The organism is Pseudonocardia sp. 73-21 (assembly GCF_001899645.1).
GTDB lineage: Bacteria > Actinomycetota > Actinomycetes > Mycobacteriales > Pseudonocardiaceae > Pseudonocardia.
This window is the reverse complement of record NZ_MKVV01000093.1, coordinates 23,970-42,024: the sequence shown is the minus strand read 5'-3', so window position 1 is coordinate 42,024 and position 18,055 is coordinate 23,970. Positions and strand designations below refer to the sequence as shown.

The window sequence follows — 18,055 nt, the reverse complement described above, 5'->3', positions numbered from 1 at the left end:
TCACGCCGTCTGCTCGCCCAGCTCCACGAGGTGGGCGCTGACCCAGCTCACCACCTCGCGCACGAACACCGCCCGGTTCTCGGTGCCGTGCACCTCGTGGCCCTCGTCGGGGAACAGCAGGAACCCCGGCGACGACCCGCGCTCGCGCAGCGCGTCCACGATCTGCTCGGCCTCCACGAGCGGCACGTTGGTGTCGTTGCCACCGTGCACCACGAGCAAGGGGGCGACGATGCGGTCCGCCTGGTAGAGCGGCGAGAGCTCGTGCAGCAGGCCGGCGTCGGCGTGGGGGTCGCCGTACTTCGTGGTGGCGGCCTCGGCGATCCACGGCTCGGTGTGGGCGTAGAACGTGGAGAAGTCCGAGATCCCGCAGACGTCGACGCCCACGGCGAACAGCTCGGGGAACCACGCCAGCGCCACCAGCGTCAGGTAACCGCCGTAGGAGCGGCCCGAGACGCCGATCCGCGCCGGGTCGGCCAGCCCGGACGAGGTGAGGAACTCCACCGCCGCCCGCACGTCGGTGATGGCGACGAACCGGCGCTCGTGGTCGTCGGCCGCGGCGAACTCGCGGCCGTAACCGCCCGAGCCGCGCACGTTCGGCGCGAACACGGCCACGCCGGCGGCGAGCAGGGCCTGGAACAGCGGCTGGAACGTCGGGCGCTCCTGCGCCTCCGGGCCGCCGTGCAGCCACAGCAGCGTCGGCAGCGCGCCCAGCGCCCCGCGCGGCCGGAACAGCCAGCCCGACAGGCGCAGGCCGTCCTCGGCGCGGAAGTCGTGCAGCGTGGGCGCGACGAGCTGCTCCCCGCCGTCGGGCTCGGCGGGCAGCAGCGGGGTGGGGTCGGCGTAGCCGTCGAGCTCCAGGCGGCTGATCCGCGGCGTGACGGTGGGGCCCTCGCCCGCGATGAGCAGCGCGCGGCCGTCGCGGGTGAATGCCGTGCCCGTCACGACCTCGCCCTCGGGCTGCACGAGCGGCTCCAGCAGGCCGGAGCGCAGGTCGAGCAGCTCGGTCTCGCTGCGCCCGTCGACGTTCCAGACGAGCACCGCGCGGGCGCCGGCGGGGTCGAGCGTGACCGCGTCGAGGTCGTCGTCGGGGCGCTCGGCGATGGTGAACACCGTGGACACCGACGACGTGCCCCGCAGCGTGACGGCGAGCAGCGCCGGGCGGTCGCGACCGGCGTCGGTGTGGACGTAGAGCTGGCGGCCGGTGACACCGAACCGGGCATCGGCCACGGTCGACTCCCCACCGGGGATCAGTTCGGTGCGCCGGCCCGAGCGCAGGTCCACGAGCTCCAGGCTGCGGGCGCCGCGGCGGCCGAGCCGGACCACCGCGCGCCGCCCGTCCCCGCTCACGGCGCAGACCCGGGCGGCGGGCCCGGCGGCGAGCACGGTGGACGTGCCGTCGCGGAGGTCGAACAGGCAGGCCTGGCCGTCGCCCGCGCCCTCGGGGAACACGGTGAGGCCGATCAGGTGGCCGCTCGGGGACCAGACGCCGAGCGTGGCGGCCGCGGCGCCGGGGGCGAGGTCGCGCACGCCGGCGCCGTCCGGGCTGACCAGCCGCACCTCGGTGCGCTCGCCACCGCCCGGGGCGAGCTGCAGCGCGAGCCACTGGCCGTCCGGCGACCAGCTGATGGCCTGCACGTCGGCGTCGTCGACCAGCGGCGTGTCGGGCTCGACGACGGGGGAGCCGTCGGCGGGCAGCGGCGCGATCCACGCGCGGGGGCGGCCGTCGCGGTCGGAGATCCAGGCGAGCAGGGAGTTGTCGGGCGACGGCCCGGGGTTGCTGTAGGCGGGGGCGAACAGTTCCGGCGAGCCCATCCGGGCCAGGCGTCGTTCGGTGAAGTCCTCCATCTACACACCCCTCTCCTGCAACCACATCTCCAACAGTGCCACCTGCCACAACGCGTTCGAGCCCAGGTTGGTGCGCTTGGTGTTCGGATCCGCCAGCATGGCGTCCAGCCAGTCGCGCCGGACCAGTCCCCGGGCCTTGGCGACCGGGTCGGTGACCGCGTCGCGCACCCGGTCGAGGAACGGGCCCTCGAGGTGCCGGATGGCCGGCACCGGGAAGTAGCCCTTCGGCCGGTCGATGATCGCATCCGGGACCACGCCGCGCGCAGCCTCCTTCAGTATCCCCTTGCCGCCGTGGGCGAGCTTCAGCTCGGGCGGGCAGGCGGCGGCGAGCTCCACGAACTCGTGGTCCAGGAACGGGACGCGCGCCTCCAGGCCCCAGGCCATGGTCATGTTGTCGACGCGCTTCACCGGGTCGTCGACCAGCATGACCGTCGAGTCGATGCGCAGCGCCGCGTCCAACGTCGTGTCGGCGCCGGGCATGGCGAAGTGCTCGGCGACGAACGCGCGGCTGGGGTCGTGGTCGAGCAGCCACTCCGGTTCGAGGATGCTCGCGAGGTCGGAGTGGGGCCGGTCGGTGAAGACGTCGGCGTAGGCCGCCACGCCGCGCACCCGCGGCACCCTGGCCAGCGGCGGGTACCAGCTGTAGCCGGCGAGCACCTCGTCGGCGCCCTGCCCGGACTGCACGACCGTCACCGACCTGGCCACCTCCTCGCTGAGCAGGTGGAACGCCACGCAGTCGTGGCTGACCATCGGCTCGGCCATGGCGGCGATCGTGTGGTCGACGGCGGGCAGCATGCGCACGGGGTCGACGAGGATCTGCTGGTGGTCGGTGGCGAAGTGCTCGGCCACGATGTCGGAGTACTGGAACTCGTCGCCCGACTCGCCCGCCGCGGCGTGGAAACCGACGCTGAACGTCTTGAGGCCCGCCTGGCCCTCGGCGGCGAGCAGGGCCACCACCAGCGACGAGTCCAGCCCGCCGGACAGCAGCACACCCACGGGCACGTCGGCGACCATGCGGCGGCGCACGGCCACCCGCAGCGACTCCAGCGTCGCGTCGCGCCAGTCCTGCGCGCTCATGCCGGCGTACTCGGGCGTGCGGACGTGCCGGGGACGCCAGTAGACGTGCTCCTCGCTGCGGCCGTCCGGCTGGATCGTGCGGACCGTGGCCGGCGGCAGCTTGCGGATCCCGGTCAGGATCGTGCGCGGGGCCGGTACGACCGAGTGGAACGTCATGTAGTGGTGCAGGGCGATCGGGTCGATCGAGGTGTCGACCCCGCCGCCCTCCAGCAGCGCGGGCAGCGAGGAGGCGAACCGGATGCGACCCGCACCTTCCGTCAGGTAGAGCGGTTTGATGCCGAGGCGGTCGCGCCCGAGCGTCAGCACGCCGGTGTCGCGCTCGGCCACGGCGAACGCGAACATGCCGAGGAAGTGGTCCACGCAGTCGCCGCCCCAGCGGTGGAACGACTTGCCGATCACCTCGGTGTCGGAGTCGGAGAAGAAGCGGTAGCCGTGGCCCTCCAGCTCCGCGCGCAGCTCGCGGTAGTTGTAGATGCAGCCGTTGAACACGGTGGTCAGCCCCAGTTCGGGGTCGACCATCGGCTGCGCGCCGCGCTCCGACAGATCGATGATCTTGAGACGGCGGTGGCCCAGCGCGATCGGGCCGCTGGCGTGCACGCCGGAGCCGTCGGGGCCGCGGCGGTGCATCGCGGCGGTGATCCGGGCGACGGCCTCCGCATCGGCGGTGCCGCCGTCGAACCGCATCTCGCCGGCGATACCGCACATGCAGGGTCCTCCTCGTTGGCCGTGAACCTGCAGTGGACGACGCGGGGCCCCGCGAGCGCAACCCGCCCGGCGTTGCGAGCGTGTGACCACGGGTGGTGGAGTTGGCCCATGGACGTCGGTGTGGTGTTCCGTCCGCAGTCGCCGCCCGAGCGGCTGCGTGAGGTGGCGCTCGCCGCCGAGGCCACGGGTGCCGTGGAGCTGTGGCTGTTCGAGGACTGCTTCGCCGAGGGCAGGCTCACCGCGGCCGTCGCGGCCCTGGCCTGGACGGAGAACCTGCGGGTCGCGATCGGGCTGCTCCCGGCACCGCTGCGCAACCCGGTGCTGGCCGCGATGGAGATCGCCACCTCCTGCACGGCCGCACCGTCGACGTGGACGGCAGCTACGTGCGGCTGCGGGACGTCACGCTGGACTGGCCGCCGTCCGTCGTTCCGCCCGTCCTGGTCGGGGCCCGGGGGCCGAGGACGATCAGGCTCGCCGCGGAGCGGGGCGACGGCGTCATCCTCGACACGGGCACGCCGGCCGACGCGGTGCGCGCGTCGTGCGCCGACATCGCCGAGGCGCGGGCGGCGGCCGGGCGCACGGAGCCGTTCCGGGTGGTGGTCTACGCCCAGCCCGCCGAGGTGAGCCCGCAGGTGGTGGCCGACGTCGCCGGGGACCTGGGGGAGGCGGGCGCCGACACGGTGGTGTTCGTGCCCGGCGACGCCGCTGTCGACCCGATGCCCCTCATCGAGGCCTGTGCCGCGTCCCACTGACAGCCGACGAACGGCACTCTCGTCGCATAGGTTCCGACGAAAGCGCCGTTCGTCGGGATGGTGGCTCAGTGCCTAGCGGTTCCGGTACACGTCCCGCCGGTGTCCGACGGCTACCACGAGTACGAGCAGCACGCCGTCGTCGATCTCATAGACGATGCGGTAGTCGCCGGTCCGAACCCGCCATTCGCCCCCGCCACCGACGAGCTGGGTGGCGGCCGGAGGTCGGGGGTCTGTGCTCAGGAGCTCGATCGCGGCCTGCACTCGGCGCCGCGCGGGAGGGTCGAGCTTGCGGAGCTGACGAGCCGCCGCGGGGGCAACGGCGATTCGATAAGTCACAGGCCGAGTTCGGCCTTGACCTCGTCCCAGGGGATCGGGGTGGCTCCGGTCTCGACCATCTCGGCCCGGGCGGCGGCAGCGGCACGGACGTCGGCCATGTCCTCGGCAAGGTCGAGCAGGCGGTCGAGGTCGTCGGCGTCGATGATCGCTGCCACCCGGCGACCACGCCGGGACAGGAAGACGGGCCGGTGCTCGGAACGAGCACGGTCGATCACCGAGGCCAGCTGCTCGCGGGCCTCCGAGATGGTCAGGGGCTCCGGCACATCGTCAGACATGTACGAAGTGTACATCTCAGCGCAGAACCCATGTGTCCTTCGCCCCACCACCCCGCGACGAGTTGACGATCATGCTGCCGGCCGGGGCCACCCGGCTCAGGGCCGCGGGCAGCACCTCCACCGTCGGCTCCGGGCCCCAGCGCGACTGCAGCACGAACGCCCGGAGATCCACGGCGCGGGGCTCCAGCTTCTCCCCGGAGAACGTCGGGTGGGTCGAGAGGCTCACCAGGTCCTGCGCCACCCAGCCCGCCGGGTTGACCCGGATCGCCTCGGCCACGTCGTCCAGCTCGCCCCGCTCGGCGTGCGGGCCGATGACGATGCCCTGCCCGCCGTAGCCGTCGACGGGCTTGAGGACGAGCTCGTCGAGGCGGTCGAGCACCTCCTCGCGGCGGTCCGGGTCGACGCAGGGGTAGGTCGGCACGTTGTCGAGGACCGGTTCCTCACCGAGGTAGTAGGAGATCATCTGTGGCACGTAGGCGTAGACGAGCTTGTCGTCGGCCACGCCGTTGCCCAGCGCGTTGAGCAGCGCCACCTTGCCGCGGGCCACGGCGTTGCACATCGCCCGGCCGATCAGCCGCTGGTCGGAGCCGGTGGCCGTGAGCAGCGTGCGCTCGTCGAGGCGGCGGTAGAGCGCGGACAGCCGACGTCGCCCGCCCGCCTCCACCAGGTAGACGCCGTCGTCGGTGACCTGCAGGTCACGCGGCGTGACCACCGGGATGCCCATCCGCTCGGCCAGCAGGCTGTGCTCGTAGAACGCGGAGTCGCTCGGGCCGACCGTGAGCAGGGCGACCTCGTCGTGGCCCGGCTCGTCGAGCTGGGTGGCCGAGAGCAGCGCGGCCCGCAGCTTGCCCGGCACGCTCTCCAGCCCGACGACGCCCGCGGGCGCCTCCAGGTCGGGCATGACGCTGCGGATGAGCCGCCGGCTGGTGATCGAGTACCCGATGCCCGACGGGACGCGCAGGTTGTCCTCCAGCACGAGCCAGTGGTCGGCGCGGTCACGCACCAGGTCGATGCCGGCCACCGCGATGCGCACCGCGTCCTCGGGGACGAGCTTGCCCAGGCGACTCCAGCCCGGCGCGTCGTCGACCACCGCCACCGGGACGACCCCGTCGGCGACGATCCGGCCGTGCTGTTCGGCGCCTCCACGGGAGGACGTATGTCGGCGCTCGCCGTAGACGTCACGCACGAAGGCCTCCAGCGCCCGCACCCGCTGGGTCAGTCCCACCGTCAGCCCGGCCCAGTCGTCGGCGGTGACGATGCGGGGCACGAGGTCGAGCGGGAAGAGCCGGTCGGGCTCGTCGCCCACCCGGAACGTGACGCCGCGGGCGCGCTGCTCGGTGCGCAGCACCGACTCCGCGGCCACCATGCCTCGCGGCCCCATCCGGTCGAGGGCACGGAACATCCAGCCGTAGTGCGGCAGCACCGTGCCGTTCGGGTCGACGGCCTCGTCGAACGACGTCGGGTGGTAGGCGCCGAGCAGCTCCGAGGTCACGGGCCGGGCCGGGTGCGGCTCGTAGGCCGGGGTGCGGCCCTGGGTGACGGCGAGCAGGGAGTCGACCACGTCGGTGAGCTCGCCGCGGCGCCCGAACGCGCGGCGCTGGCCGGCCGCGGCGCTGCCCCGCGCCATCGTGGCCTCCGAGAGCTCCAGCACCTGCTCCCAGTCGCCGAGCTCCTCCAGCTGCGGACGCAGGTAGGCCACGAGCTGCCCGACCAGCAGCGGCGGCGACACGAGCTGCGGCATCGTGCGGGGATCGGGGCTCAGGTCGACGAGGTCGCCCTCCAGGCCCGAGCGGGCGGCCCGCCAGCTCGCCGCGCGCAGCAGCTCGTGGCGCGGGGCCGGGATGGGGAGCCCGGCGTCGAGGTCCTCGCGGGCCCGGCCGACCAGGGCCCGGAACAGCCCCGCGATGAGCACCACGTCGTCCACCTGCGGGCAGGCGTCGCACACCCGCAGCTCGACGGTGGGCAGGTGGGCGCTGGGCCGGATGTCGAAGTAGACCATCCCGGGGTCGCTGATCGTCCCGGACGCGATGAGCTCGGCGACCATGGCGTCGTAGTCGGCGGCGGTCTCGACGTCGCCGGGCGGGCCCGCGGTGGGCCAGCGCGACCACACCATGCTGCGGTAGCTGGCGTAGCCCGTGTCGCGCCCGCGCCAGTACGGCGAGCTGGCCGAGATCGCCAGCAGCGTGGGCAGGTAGGGCGCCACCCGGCGGACCACCTGCACCGCGATGTCGCGGTCGGGCACGTCGACGTGCACCTGCGCCCCGCAGATGTGCTGCTCGCGCACCAGCAGCTGGTACTCGTGCTGCATCCGCTCGTACCGGGCACCGGCGGAGATGTCGTCGCCGGTCGGGGCGACCAGCGGCACGGTGCCGGCCGCGACCACCCCCAGCCCCAGTGGCTGCGCGACGCCCTCCAGCGTGCCGCGCAGGCGTTGCAGGTGCTGGCGCAGCTCGTCGAGGCCCGCGCAGACCGGGGTGTTGGTCTCGACGAGGGATCGCTGCAGCTCCGGGGCGAACTCGGCGCCGTCGAGCTGGGCCAGCAGGGCGTCGACCTCGGGGGCGGAGCGACGCGTCTCGAGGTCGACGACGTGGAACTCCTCCTCGGCGCCGAGCAGGGGGAGGTCGCTCATACCGACGACGCTAGGTCGCGGTTGTCACGGACGGTTTGCCCGGAGGTCACCCGGGGTCGGGGGGTCACCCCACGAGAGTGCCCGCTGGACCACCCCCGTACACCGCGAGTCGGCGGTTTCGGGTGCGCGAGTCGGCAGATCAGCGCGGGTAGGCGGCGTCGAAGAACGCCAGCTCCAGCTCGACGGCGCTGGTGAACGCGCTCCGGACCCGGTCGCGACCGGCGTCGTCGAGCCGGGGGGCGACCCAGTCGAGCTCGTCGCGCAGGAAGCCCACCCACGCCTCGAACGCGGGCCCGCGGTGCAGCTCGATCCACTCCCGCTGGACCGGCTCGTCAGGGGCGTCGGCGTCGGGGCGGGTGGCCCAGTCGAGGTAGAGCCACTCGGCCACGAGCAGCACGGCGACGCAGACGGCGTAGTCGCCGCTGCTCCGGGCCGAGTCCATCAGGTCGAGGAAGTCGCGGGTGGGCCCGGCCAGCGCGGGGTCGGTGCGGTCGGTGAGCGGCACGTCGAGGGCGTCGAGGGCGCGGGTGAAGAAGTCGCTCTCGGGGCCGGCCACCAGCCCGAGCTGGCGGGCGTGCACGAGCCGGGACTCCGGCCGCCCGGCGCCGGCGACGGCGGACCCCATCAGGGCGATGAACGCGTCGACGAACTGGTGGTCCTGCACGAGGTAGGCGCGAAGGACCGAGGGTTCGAGCTCGCCGCGCCAGATCTCGTCGACGAACCGGTGGCCGACGGCGGCATCCCAGGTCGGGGCGTTCAGGTCGCGGAGCTCGTCGCTGATCACGGGCGTCGACACTACGCAGGCCCGTGGGTGGGTCAGGGCCAGGGCACGCCGGGGTAGGGGGAGCGGGCCGCCGCCTCGTCGGCCGTCAGGTCGCCGCTGGTCACGGCGTCGTGCAGGGCCGCCACCTCGGCCAGCCGGTCCCTCTGCTCCGCCACGAACGCCGCGTCGACCGGGTCGCCGTGGCCCGGTACCACAACGCGGGGCTCCGACGCGAGCACGGCCGTCAGCGTCGCGGGCCAGTCGGCCACCACGGCGTCCTCGAACGCGGGAGGGGCGCCCTGCTCGACGAGGTCGCCCGCGAACACCACGCCCGCGTCGGGCACGTGCACCACCAGGTCGTGGTCGGTGTGGCCGCGGCCGAGGTGGCTCAGGGTCGCGGTGCGCCCGCCGAGGTCGAGGTCGGTCGGCGCGGGTGCGTCGGGCAGGGGTGGGTCGGTGGCGGCGAGGGCGTCGGCCGTCGCGTGATCGCCGCACCCGCGGTAGTGGGCGGCCCACGTCGCTCGCTGGGCCGCGGCCGTCGCCTCCAGCACCTCCCGGCAGCGGCGCAGCGCGTGCACCGGTGCCGGGAGGAACGCGGCCGTGCCGAAGCAGTGGTCGAAGTGGGCGTGCGTGATCGCGACGACCAGCGGCAGCGGCGTCAGGGCCCGGACGGCCGTCGCGAGCTCGGCGCCCTGCCGGGCGTCGCCGCGGGTGTCGATCACGAGCGCCCGCTCGGAGCCGATCACGAGGCCGGTGGTGAGGTCGAGCTCGGCGTGGCGACGGGCCAGCACGCCGTCGCCGATCTCCATCCAGCGTCCGTCCACCTCGCTCAACGTGGGCCGGACCGGCGAACCCGGCGGGTCGGCACGGTCACCTCGCCGGCGCGTCGGTCAGGCCGCCGGCGCTGAGGCGGGGGACCGCCGTGCTGGTGGCGTGGGCCGCCGCCAGGTCGACGTCGGCCACCAGCTCGCGGCCCGAGGACAGCGCTCCGAGCGTCGCGCGCAGACCCGCCCGGGCGGCCGCGAACCGGGCGACCGCCAGGTCGGTCTCGGGGGAGCGGTCGGGCAGGTGCGCCGCGACGGAGCACTCCCGGGCCAGCAGCTCGACGCCCTGGACGCCCCACTCCGGACGTACCCGGTGTTCACGTTGCCGGTGCTCCGCACGGGGTCCGTCGATCATCCGCCGACGGTAGCGTCGTCGGCCATGAGCGTGCAGGAGTCGCTGGGCCGGGTCGGGCTGCCGATGCCGGTGTCGGAGATCGCGGCGCGGCGGTGGGACGTGGTGGTGGTCGGTGGCGGCCACAACGGGTTGACCGCCGCCGCCTACCTCGCCCGCGCCGGCCGTTCGGTGCTCGTGCTGGAGGCGCGGGAGCAGCTCGGTGGCGCCGCGACGCTGGAGGAGCCGTTCCCGGGCTACCTGATCAGCCCGTGCGCGTACGTCGTCGGGCTGCTGCACCCGCTCGTCGTCTCCGAGCTGGACCTCAGGCGCCACGGCTTCGACGTGGTGCTGCTCGACCCCAGCCTGTGGTGCCCGTTCGAGGACGGCACGTCGGTGGCGTCGTGGGCGGACGCCGACCGGGCCGCGGCCGAGATCGCGGCGATCTCGCCGTCCGACGTCGAGGGTTACCTGGCGTACGAGGCGCTGTTCGAGCGGCTGCGCCAGGCTCTGCGCACACGGGCGCGCGACACCTGGGTGGGTCCGAGCCCGGATCGCGCCGAACTCGCCGAGCTGCTGAAGGGCGACCCCGAAGCACTGGAGGTGCTGCTGCACCGCTCCATCGCCGACGTCGTCGAGGAGCACGTGCGCGACGAGCGGCTGCGCGCGCTGCTGCACGGGCAGGGCGTGATCGGCACGTGGGCCGGGCCGCGCGACCCCGGCACCGCCGCCGTGCACGCGATGCACTCCATGGGCACCCTGGCCGACGGCCGCTGGGGGTACGTCCGCGGCGGCACCGGACGCGTGTCGTTCGCGCTGGCCGACGCGGCGGTCGAGCACGGCGCGGTGCTGGCCTGCGGCGTCGAGGTGGCGGCGATCGAGCCCGGCGTGGGCGTGCGGCTGGCCGGGGGCGAGCTGGTCCGCGCGACGACGGTCGTGTCCAACGCCGATCCTCGGCGCACCACCGCGCTCTGCACGTCCGACGTGCCGGCGGCGTGGACGCGGCGGGTCGCCGACTGGCGGTCGTCCAGCCCCGTCGTCAAGATCAACTGTGCGCTGTCGAGGCTGCCGACGTTCCCCGCGGCACCTGAGCCGAACCTGCCCCACCGCGCGATGGTCACGATCACGACGGGCATCGACGCGACCCAGGCCGCGTTCGAGCGGGCGTGCGCGGGCCGGCCGTCGCCGTCGTGGGCCGAGGTCTACTTCCCGTCGTACTACGACCCGTCGGTGACGCCCGCGGGCGGCCACATCATGAGCGTCTTCGCCCAGTACGTGCCCTACGAGCTGGCCGAGGGCACGTGGGAGACCCGCCGCGAGGAGATCGGCGACGCCGCGCTCGCCGAGGTGGCCCGCTTCGCCCCGGACGTCCTGGACTGCATCGTCGGCCGCGAGGTGCTCGGCCCGCTCGACGTCGAGGCCCGGATCGGGCTCACCGGGGGCCACATCTTCCAGGGCGACTGCCTGCCCGACCAGATGTGGGACCGCCGTTTCGCCCCGCGCACCGACGTGCCCGGCCTGTACCTGTGCGGGGCGGCCACCCACCCCGGCGGCAGTGTGATCGGCGTGAACGGCCGGAACGCCGCCATGGCCGTGCTCGCGGACGCCCGGGGCTGAGCGGAAGAGGCCCGCCTACCCTGTGCGCCCATGACCGCCGATCCGCCCCCGCGCCGTCTCGGCCACGAGAGCGTGGTGCAGCGGGTGGAGAACGCGCTGCGCGACGACCTCGCCTACGGACGCTGGCGCCCGGGCGAGCGGTTGCCCGCCGAGTCCGCACTGGCCCGGGACCTGGGCGTCGGACGGTCGTCGCTGCGGGAGGCCATACAGCTGCTGGTCCGGGACGGGTTGCTGGTGGTCCGCCAGGGTGCCGGCACCTACGCCGCGGACGACCCGCCGCGGCCCGACGCCACCGGGCTGACCCGCGACCACCACGCGGGCACTCCCCAGCTGGTGCGGCGCGCCCGGATCGTGGAGGTGTACCAGGTCCGGCGTGCGCTGGAGGTGGAAGCGGCGCGTCTCGCGGCCGAGAACGCGCGCCCGGAGGACGTGCGGACCCTGAAGGACGCCCTCGACCGCCGGCAGCGGGCGGTCGGGGGGCCGACCGAGGCGTTCGTCGAGGCCGACACCGCCTTCCACCGGTGTGTCGTCGCGATCACCGGGAACCTGTTGCTGCTCGAGCTGTTCGACCAGTTCCGGGAGCCGTTGGCGCACGCCCTCGCGGCGCTGGTGGACCAGGAGCCCCTCCCGGACACCGCCGACGAGCACTCGGCGCTCTACGACGCCATCAGCGCCGGCGACGCGGTGGCCGCGGCCCGGGCGACCATCGAGAACTTCGACGTCATCATCGATCTCTTCCGCTCGACATGAGCAAGATTCTTCAGACATCAGACATCTGAAGTATTGCCTGCGCTGTCACGCATATACACAGGTCAGAGCCAGTTCTGCGAGATGGTGAGCTCTGAACAGTGTATCCGTTTTATCGCTCAGCGATAATGTCACCGCTTGTGGACGAGGCGCCCGGCGCATGTGATGGGTCGCGTCACCGAGGGCCGGTGACGCGATCGACGGCCATGCGAGGGGTCCCCATGTACGAGAAGGACGGCGAGAAGTACTTCATCGTCGACTCCCACAGTCACTTCTGGAATGCCGGTCGGGAGAACTGGGTCGAGGGGGCCGAGGAGTACGCGAAGGGCTGGATCGACTGCTTCTACGGCTACCACCAGCTCGGCCCGCCCGAGACCCACTGGGACTACGAGAAGTTCCTCAGGCCCACGCCCGAGGACTTCGAGCGCGACATCTTCACCGAGGGCCACGTCGACCACACCGTCTTCCAGTCCACGTACCTCACCGAGTGGTACGAGGAGGGCTTCAACACCGCGGCGCAGAACGGCGCACTGCTGGACCGGTGGGCCGACAAGCTCACGGTCAACGTCCGCTGGGATCCGCGTGACGGCGATGCCGGGATGAGGGCGTTCGAGGCCGAGGCCGCGAGGTACGACGCCAAGGGCGTGAAGCTCTACACCGCGGAATGGAACAACGGGTCCCGCGGCTGGAAGCTCAGCGACCCCGAGGCCTACCGCTTCCTGGAGCGCACGCAGGAACTGGGCATCAAGAACGTGCACGTCCACAAGGGCCCCACGATCTGGCCGCTCGACAAGGACGCGTTCGACGTGGCCGATGTCGACCACGCGGCCACCGACTTCCCGGAGCTCAACTTCATCGTCGAGCACGTGGGCCTGCCGCGTATCGAGGACTTCTGCTTCATGGCCGTGCAGGAGCCCAACGTCTACGCGGGCCTCTCGGTGGTCATCGGCGGCCTGATGCACGCCCGCCCGAAGTTCTTCGCGAAGGTCATGGGCGAGCTGCTGTTCTGGGTCGGCGAGGACAAGATGCTCTTCGGCGGGGACTACAACATCTGGGTGCCGAAGTGGCAGGTCGAGGGCTTCGTCGACTGGCAGATGCCCGACGACGACGCGTTCACCGACTACGCGAAGCTCACGACCGCCACCAAGAAGAAGATCCTCGGTCTCAACGCCGCGCGTCTCTACGACATCCCGGTGCCGGCCGAGTGCGCGCTGGACGCCCCCGTCGGTGCGCAGGCCTGACCCGGCCTCGTCCGCCGTCGCGCTACGGCGCCGGCCGCCCCGGGGCGGTGGTTCCGGGCGCGGTGCGCGGAGCCGCGTCGAGCAGCCACCGTCCGGTCGTGCGGAGCCGGTCGCGCAGCTCGTCGTCGGCCTCGTCGAGGACGAACGGCACGCCCAGTGCCGCCAGGTCCGTGACGATCGACCCCACCTCGTCCGTGCCGAACGTGACGACGCAGCTGAGCTCGTCCACCGGCTGCAGCCGCGCCGGGAGCAGCCGGGGCAGCTTCGCCCGCACATGCTCCACCGGGGCGGCGACCGTGGCCCGCGCGCGGTGGCGGTAGGGCGCCTCGGCGATCGCGCGGCGGACCTGCGCGGCGGCGTCCGCCGGCGGCTCGCGGGGGGTGAAGCGGGCGTGGGTGGGCGCGGGCGCGGTGATGCGATCGGCCCGGAACGTGCGCCAGTCCGACCGCTCGGGGTCGAACGCGACGAGATACCAGAGCCCGTACCCGGTGACGAGCCGGTGCGGCTCCACCCGGCGCCGACTCGTCGAGCCGTCGCGGCGGGAGTACGCGAACGCGACGAGCTCGTGGTCGCGGCAGGCCGTGGCCAGGACGCCGAGCACGTCGGCGTCCGCGCCGTTCGGGCTGCCGGGGCCGACCGCGGTGGTGGCCGCGGCCATGGCGTCCACCCGGGCCCGCAGCCGCGCCGGGAGGACCTGGCGCAGCTTCGCGAGCGCGCGCACGGCCGTCTCCTCGATGCCCGTGATCGTGCCCGCGGTGGCGGTCAGCCCGACCGCGACGGCCACGGCCTCCTCGTCGTCGAGCAGCAGCGGCGGCAGGTTGCGCCCGGAGGCGAGGCGGTAGCCGCCCGCGGTGCCCGTCGTGCCGTCGACGGGGTAACCGAGCTCGCGCAGCCGGTCGACGTCGCGGCGGACCGTGCGGTCGGTGACCTGGAGCCGTTGGGCCAGCTCGGTCCCCGACCACTCACGACGTGATTGCAGCAGCGACAGCAGCTGGAGCATCCGGCCCGGCATCGCCATGAGGACCAGGATGCCCGGTCCTGCGGACAGATACTGTCCGGAACGGTTCCTACCGTGGTCGGCATGAGCTTCCAGACCGCCTACCGCCACCGCCCGTCCGTCGTGGTCGCCGCCACCTCCGTCGACGACGTGACGGCCGCCGTGCGCCGGGCCGCCGCCGACGGCGTGCCCTTCGACGTCCAGACCACCGGCCACGGCCTCACCGAACCCCTCGACGGCGGGGTGCTGATCACCACCGCCGCGCTCGACGGCGTCGAGGTCGACCCGGTGGCCGGCACCGCGCGCGTGCAGGCCGGCACCACCTGGGACGCGGTGGTGACGGCGGCCGGCGCGCACGGGCTCGCTCCGCTGAGCGGCTCGTCGCCGGGCGTCGGGGTGGTCGGTTACACGCTCGGCGGCGGGCTCGGCCTGCTGTCGCGGCAGTACGGCTGGGCCACCGACCACGTCCGCGACATCGACGTCGTGACCCCCGACGGCGAGCTGCACCACGTCACGGCGGGCAACGAGCTGTTCCGCCGGCTGCGCGGGGCCGGCCGCGGCGTCGGGGTGGTGACCGGCATGGAGATCGGCCTGTTCCCCGTGGCGCGGATCTTCGGCGGCGGCCTCTACTTCGCGGCCGAGCACGTGCGCGACGTCCTGGCCGCCTACGTCGACTGGACAGCCACCGTGCCCGACGCCATGACGTCGTCGGTGGGGCTGGTCCCGTTCCCCGAGGCCGCGCCCGCGCCGCTCGGCGGCCGCTACGTCGCCCACGTCCGCATCGTCTACACCGGCGACGCCGAGGAGGGCGAGCGGCTGGTGGCACCGCTGCGCGCCGTGGCCCCGCGCCTGCTCGACACCCTCGCCGAGATGCCGTTCACCGACTCGGCGTCGATCTACAACGACCCGCCGTGGCCGCACGCCTACTCCGGCACCAACGCCCTGCTCGCCGGCCTCGACTCCCCGGCGCCGCTGGTGGAGATCGCCGGGCCCGACGCGCCGATGATGTGCGTGGTGCAGCTCAACCACCTCGGTGGCGCGCTGGCCCGCCCGCCCGCCGTGCCGGACTCGGTGGAGCACCGCGACGCGCGGTTCCTGCTACGGGTGATCTCCCCGCTGGACGGGACGGACGAGGCGGCGGTGGCGGCGGTGCACACGGAGCTGCTGGAGGCGGTGCGGACGCAGACGCTGGGCCGCTCCCCGAGCTTCGTGTTCGGCCCGGCGGGTTGCGCCGGACGTCGCAGCACGGATGGTCACGTCGCAGCGCGCCGGCGGGCTGCGACGTGACCGGCGGGCTGCGAGGTCGGGGGTCAGCCCACCGGGAGCGGCGCCGCCTCGCCCGGCTGGTCGAACTGGGTGTGGTGCAGCTCCGCGTACCGGCCGTCCTTCGCCATCAGCTCGGCGTGTGTGCCCTGCTCCACCACGCGCCCGGCCTCCAACACGAGGATGCGGTCGGCGGCCCGGATGGTGGAGAGGCGGTGGGCGATGACCAGCGCCGTGCGGCCGGCCAGCGCCTCCCCGAGGGCCTCCTGCACCGCGGCCTCGGACGTGGAGTCGAGGTGGGCCGTGGCCTCGTCGAGCACCACCACCCGCGGCTTCGCGAGCAGCAGGCGCGCGATCGTCAGGCGCTGGCGCTCGCCGCCCGACAGCCGGTACCCGCGCTCACCGACCACCGTCTCCAGGCCGTCGGGCAGTGTGGCCACCAGGTCGGCGAGCCGGGCACGGCGCAGCGCGTCCCACAGCTCCTCCTCCGACGCCTCGGGCTGGGCGAGCAGCAGGTTGGAGCGCAGCGACTCGTGGAACAGGTGCCCGTCCTGCGTGACGAGGCCGAGCGCGCCACGGATCGTGTCGAACGACAGGTCGCGGACGTCGACCCCGCCGATGCGCACCGAGCCCTCGTCGACGTCGTAGAGGCGCGGCAGCAGCTGGGCGATCGTGGACTTCCCCGCCCCCGACGACCCGACCAGCGCGATCAGCTGACCCGGCTCGGCCCGCAGCGACACGTCGTGGAGCACCTCCTCGCCGCCCCGCGCGTCGAGCTGGGCCACCTCCTCCAGGGACGCGAGCGAGACCTTGTCGGCCGAGGGATAGGCGAACCGGACGCCGTCGAGCTCCACCGACAGCGGCCCCTCGGGCAGGGCGACCGGGACGGCGGGCTCGGCGATCAGCGGCGGCAGGTCGAGGATCTCGAAGACGCGCTCGAAGCTGAACAGCGACACGACGTCGCCCGCGTTGAGCCCGCCGTTGAGCGAGAGGTAGCCGCCGAGGCCGTAGACCAGCGCCAGCGCCAGCGCCGAGACCAGCGTCAACGCCGAGACGAAGACCCACTGCACCATGGCGGTGCGCACCCCGATGTCGCGCACGCGGGCGGCGCGCGTGACGAACTCGGCGGTCTCGTCGGCGGGCCGCCCGAACAGCTTGACCAGCGTGGCGCCGGGCGCGGAGAACCGCTCGGTCATCTGGTTGCCCATGGCCGCGTTGTGGTCGGCGCTCTCCCGCTGCAGCGCGGCGAGCCGGCGCCCGACCCGGCGCGCAGGTAGCACGAAGATCGGCAGCAGGATCAGCGCGAGCACCGTGACCTGCCACGACAGCGTGAGCATCACCGCGAGCGTGAGCACCAGCGTGACGACGTTGCCGACGACGCCCGAGAGCGTGTCGCTGAACGCGCGCTGCGCGCCGATGACGTCGTTGTTGAGCCGGCTGACCAGCGCTCCCGTGCGGGTGCGGGTGAAGAACGCGACGGGCTGGCGCTGCACGTGGTCGAAGACGGCCGCGCGCAGGTCGAGGATCAGCCCCTCGCCGAGGTTGGACGAGAGCCAGCGCTGCACGATGCCCGCCAGGCTCTCGGCGATCGCGATGACCGCGATGAGCACGGCGAGGCCCACCACGGTGCCCACCGGCCCGCCCGCCACGATCGCGTCGACGACGCGCCCGGCCAGCACCGGCGTGGCCACCGCCAGCACCGCACCCACGACGCTGAGCAGCAGGAACGCCGCCAGCCGGCGCCGGTGCGGGCGCGCGAACGCCGCGATGCGGCGCAGCGTGGCGCGGGAGAAGGAACGCTTCTCCGGTTGGCCGTGGCCGGCGCGGTACATCGCGTGCCAGGCCACACTCTCCATGCTCATGTCCGAACTCCCTCGCTGCCGGCTCCCAGTGTGCCGGGGGCCACCGACAGTCTCGGAGTTGAAGCCGGGTGGAGGTCAAGGTGCGGCCGTTCGGCCCAGCGGACGGCTGGTGTGACCTGCGACACTAGCCGCGTGGTGGGGGATCCGTTCGTGCTGGTCATCGGCGTGGTCGTGCTGGCGCTGGTGGCCGTACCCGTCACCAGCACGTGGGTCGGATCGCTCGTCACCGTCGCGCACGAGGGCGGCCACCTCGTCGTCGCCGTGCTCTCCGGGCGCAACCCGCAGCACTTCCTCGTGAACGAGCGCAAGGGCGGCGGTTCGACCACGGCCGTCCTGAAATGGGGGGTGACGCTGCCGCTCGTCCTCGCCGCGGGCTACCTCACCCCACCGCTGGCGGGCCTCGCCGGAGCGGCGCTGGTGGTGGCCGGGAAGTCGTGGTCGCTGCTGTGGGTGGCGATCATCCTGTTGCTGGGGGCGTGGGCGAAGTCCCAGGGCCTGTTCACGGGGTTGATCGTGCTGCTGGCCGGGGCGGGGGTCGGCTACGTCGCGGTCGAGGGCTCGCCCCAGGTGCAGTCGGTGCTGGCCGTCGCACTCGTGTGGCTGATGCTCCTGGGCGGCGTCCGCTCGTTGGTGAACCTGGGACTCGGCGCCGACAAGAGCGACACGGCCCAGCTCTCGGCCGCCACCTGGATCCCGCGCGTCGTCTGGGCGGCGCTGTTCTGGGTCGTCGCCCTCGTCTGCCTGTGGTTCGGCGCTCGCCTGCTCGTCGGCGTCTGATCCGGCTACGGTCG

At 73.6% G+C, this 18,055-nt stretch carries 16 protein-coding genes; 6 read left to right on the top strand and 10 right to left on the bottom strand.

Going from position 1 to position 18,055, the window contains the following annotated elements; all coding sequences use genetic code 11:
- The gene (locus BGP03_RS29650; protein WP_298798168.1) at nucleotides 1-1,845 is read right to left on the bottom strand and encodes a S9 family peptidase; all 1,845 of its coding nucleotides are present in this window, start codon (nucleotides 1,843-1,845) and stop codon (nucleotides 1-3) included.
- The gene (locus BGP03_RS29645) at nucleotides 1,846-3,627 is read right to left on the bottom strand and encodes an N-acetylglutaminylglutamine amidotransferase (RefSeq protein ID WP_298798169.1); all 1,782 of its coding nucleotides are present in this window, start codon (nucleotides 3,625-3,627) and stop codon (nucleotides 1,846-1,848) included.
- 368 nt (nucleotides 3,628-3,995) lie between these two features.
- Here BGP03_RS29645 and BGP03_RS29640 point away from each other — a divergent pair, with 368 nt between their 5' ends.
- Nucleotides 3,996-4,379 (top strand): LLM class flavin-dependent oxidoreductase, encoded by a 384-nt coding sequence (locus tag BGP03_RS29640; protein ID WP_296372308.1) that lies wholly within the window; start codon nucleotides 3,996-3,998, stop codon nucleotides 4,377-4,379.
- 72 nt (nucleotides 4,380-4,451) lie between these two features.
- Here the strand turns inward: BGP03_RS29640 and BGP03_RS29635 are convergent, their stop codons facing one another.
- From BGP03_RS29635 to BGP03_RS29610, 6 genes are all read right to left on the bottom strand, one after another.
- On the bottom strand, nucleotides 4,452-4,715 hold the full coding sequence (locus tag BGP03_RS29635; protein WP_298798171.1) for a type II toxin-antitoxin system RelE/ParE family toxin: 264 nt from the start codon (nucleotides 4,713-4,715) through the stop codon (nucleotides 4,452-4,454).
- Complete coding sequence (locus tag BGP03_RS29630; protein ID WP_296372312.1) at nucleotides 4,712-4,990, bottom strand: type II toxin-antitoxin system prevent-host-death family antitoxin; 279 nt, start codon at nucleotides 4,988-4,990, stop codon at nucleotides 4,712-4,714. Before BGP03_RS29630 ends, BGP03_RS29635 begins: the two co-directional genes overlap by 4 nt.
- 16 nt (nucleotides 4,991-5,006) lie before the next feature.
- Entirely contained in the window at nucleotides 5,007-7,619 is a 2,613-nt protein-coding gene (locus BGP03_RS29625; RefSeq protein ID WP_298798173.1) for a carboxylate--amine ligase/circularly permuted type 2 ATP-grasp protein, read from the bottom strand.
- 139 nt (nucleotides 7,620-7,758) lie between these two features.
- On the bottom strand, nucleotides 7,759-8,403 hold the full coding sequence (locus BGP03_RS29620; RefSeq protein ID WP_298798175.1) for a TenA family protein: 645 nt from the start codon (nucleotides 8,401-8,403) through the stop codon (nucleotides 7,759-7,761).
- Between the two features lie 32 nt (nucleotides 8,404-8,435).
- Nucleotides 8,436-9,206: an MBL fold metallo-hydrolase gene (locus BGP03_RS29615; RefSeq protein ID WP_298798177.1), complete on the bottom strand. Its 771-nt coding sequence runs from the start codon at nucleotides 9,204-9,206 to the stop codon at nucleotides 8,436-8,438.
- Between the two features lie 46 nt (nucleotides 9,207-9,252).
- Nucleotides 9,253-9,561, bottom strand: coding sequence for a hypothetical protein (locus BGP03_RS29610; RefSeq protein WP_296372319.1), 309 nt, complete (start codon nucleotides 9,559-9,561; stop codon nucleotides 9,253-9,255).
- A gap of 24 nt (nucleotides 9,562-9,585) precedes the next feature.
- Here BGP03_RS29610 and BGP03_RS29605 point away from each other — a divergent pair, with 24 nt between their 5' ends.
- The 3 genes from BGP03_RS29605 to BGP03_RS29595 all read left to right on the top strand — a co-directional run bounded on the left by BGP03_RS29605 (nucleotide 9,586) and on the right by BGP03_RS29595 (nucleotide 13,142).
- The gene (locus tag BGP03_RS29605) at nucleotides 9,586-11,154 is read left to right on the top strand and encodes an NAD(P)/FAD-dependent oxidoreductase (RefSeq protein ID WP_298798179.1); all 1,569 of its coding nucleotides are present in this window, start codon (nucleotides 9,586-9,588) and stop codon (nucleotides 11,152-11,154) included.
- Between the two features lie 30 nt (nucleotides 11,155-11,184).
- Entirely contained in the window at nucleotides 11,185-11,904 is a 720-nt protein-coding gene (locus BGP03_RS29600; protein ID WP_296372322.1) for an FCD domain-containing protein, read from the top strand.
- A gap of 218 nt (nucleotides 11,905-12,122) precedes the next feature.
- Nucleotides 12,123-13,142 (top strand): amidohydrolase family protein, encoded by a 1,020-nt coding sequence (locus tag BGP03_RS29595; RefSeq protein WP_296372324.1) that lies wholly within the window; start codon nucleotides 12,123-12,125, stop codon nucleotides 13,140-13,142.
- 22 nt (nucleotides 13,143-13,164) lie between these two features.
- Here BGP03_RS29595 and BGP03_RS29590 read toward each other — a convergent pair whose 3' ends face one another.
- A complete protein-coding gene (locus BGP03_RS29590) occupies nucleotides 13,165-14,154 on the bottom strand; it encodes a YafY family protein (RefSeq protein ID WP_298798209.1) in 990 nt (329 codons plus the stop codon).
- A 69-nt stretch (nucleotides 14,155-14,223) separates the two neighbouring features.
- On the opposite strand from BGP03_RS29590, the gene BGP03_RS29585 reads away from it, so the two are divergent.
- On the top strand, nucleotides 14,224-15,426 hold the full coding sequence (locus BGP03_RS29585) for an FAD-binding oxidoreductase (protein WP_296372326.1): 1,203 nt from the start codon (nucleotides 14,224-14,226) through the stop codon (nucleotides 15,424-15,426).
- 23 nt (nucleotides 15,427-15,449) lie between these two features.
- Here BGP03_RS29585 and BGP03_RS29580 read toward each other — a convergent pair whose 3' ends face one another.
- Nucleotides 15,450-17,234, bottom strand: coding sequence for an ABC transporter ATP-binding protein (locus tag BGP03_RS29580; protein WP_299738316.1), 1,785 nt, complete (start codon nucleotides 17,232-17,234; stop codon nucleotides 15,450-15,452).
- Between the two features lie 162 nt (nucleotides 17,235-17,396).
- Here BGP03_RS29580 and BGP03_RS29575 point away from each other — a divergent pair, with 162 nt between their 5' ends.
- A complete protein-coding gene (locus BGP03_RS29575; protein ID WP_296372328.1) occupies nucleotides 17,397-18,041 on the top strand; it encodes a M50 family metallopeptidase in 645 nt (214 codons plus the stop codon).
- Nucleotides 18,042-18,055 lie beyond the last annotated feature (14 nt).

Excerpts from the sequence above, each read along its gene's own strand:
- BGP03_RS29650 (WP_298798168.1), bottom strand. The coding sequence starts at position 1,845 with ATGGAGGACTTCACCGAACGACGCCTGGCCCGGATGGGCTCGCCGGAA.
- BGP03_RS29645 (WP_298798169.1), bottom strand. The coding sequence starts at position 3,627 with ATGTGCGGTATCGCCGGCGAGATGCGGTTCGACGGCGGCACCGCCGAT.
- BGP03_RS29630 (WP_296372312.1), bottom strand. The coding sequence starts at position 4,990 with ATGTCTGACGATGTGCCGGAGCCCCTGACCATCTCGGAGGCCCGCGAG.
- BGP03_RS29625 (WP_298798173.1), bottom strand. The coding sequence starts at position 7,619 with ATGAGCGACCTCCCCCTGCTCGGCGCCGAGGAGGAGTTCCACGTCGTC.
- BGP03_RS29610 (WP_296372319.1), bottom strand. The coding sequence starts at position 9,561 with ATGATCGACGGACCCCGTGCGGAGCACCGGCAACGTGAACACCGGGTA.
- BGP03_RS29605 (WP_298798179.1), top strand. The coding sequence starts at position 9,586 with ATGAGCGTGCAGGAGTCGCTGGGCCGGGTCGGGCTGCCGATGCCGGTG.
- BGP03_RS29600 (WP_296372322.1), top strand. The coding sequence starts at position 11,185 with ATGACCGCCGATCCGCCCCCGCGCCGTCTCGGCCACGAGAGCGTGGTG.
- BGP03_RS29595 (WP_296372324.1), top strand. The coding sequence starts at position 12,123 with ATGTACGAGAAGGACGGCGAGAAGTACTTCATCGTCGACTCCCACAGT.
- BGP03_RS29590 (WP_298798209.1), bottom strand. The coding sequence starts at position 14,154 with ATGCCGGGCCGGATGCTCCAGCTGCTGTCGCTGCTGCAATCACGTCGT.
- BGP03_RS29585 (WP_296372326.1), top strand. The coding sequence starts at position 14,224 with ATGAGCTTCCAGACCGCCTACCGCCACCGCCCGTCCGTCGTGGTCGCC.
- BGP03_RS29580 (WP_299738316.1), bottom strand. The coding sequence starts at position 17,234 with ATGTACCGCGCCGGCCACGGCCAACCGGAGAAGCGTTCCTTCTCCCGC.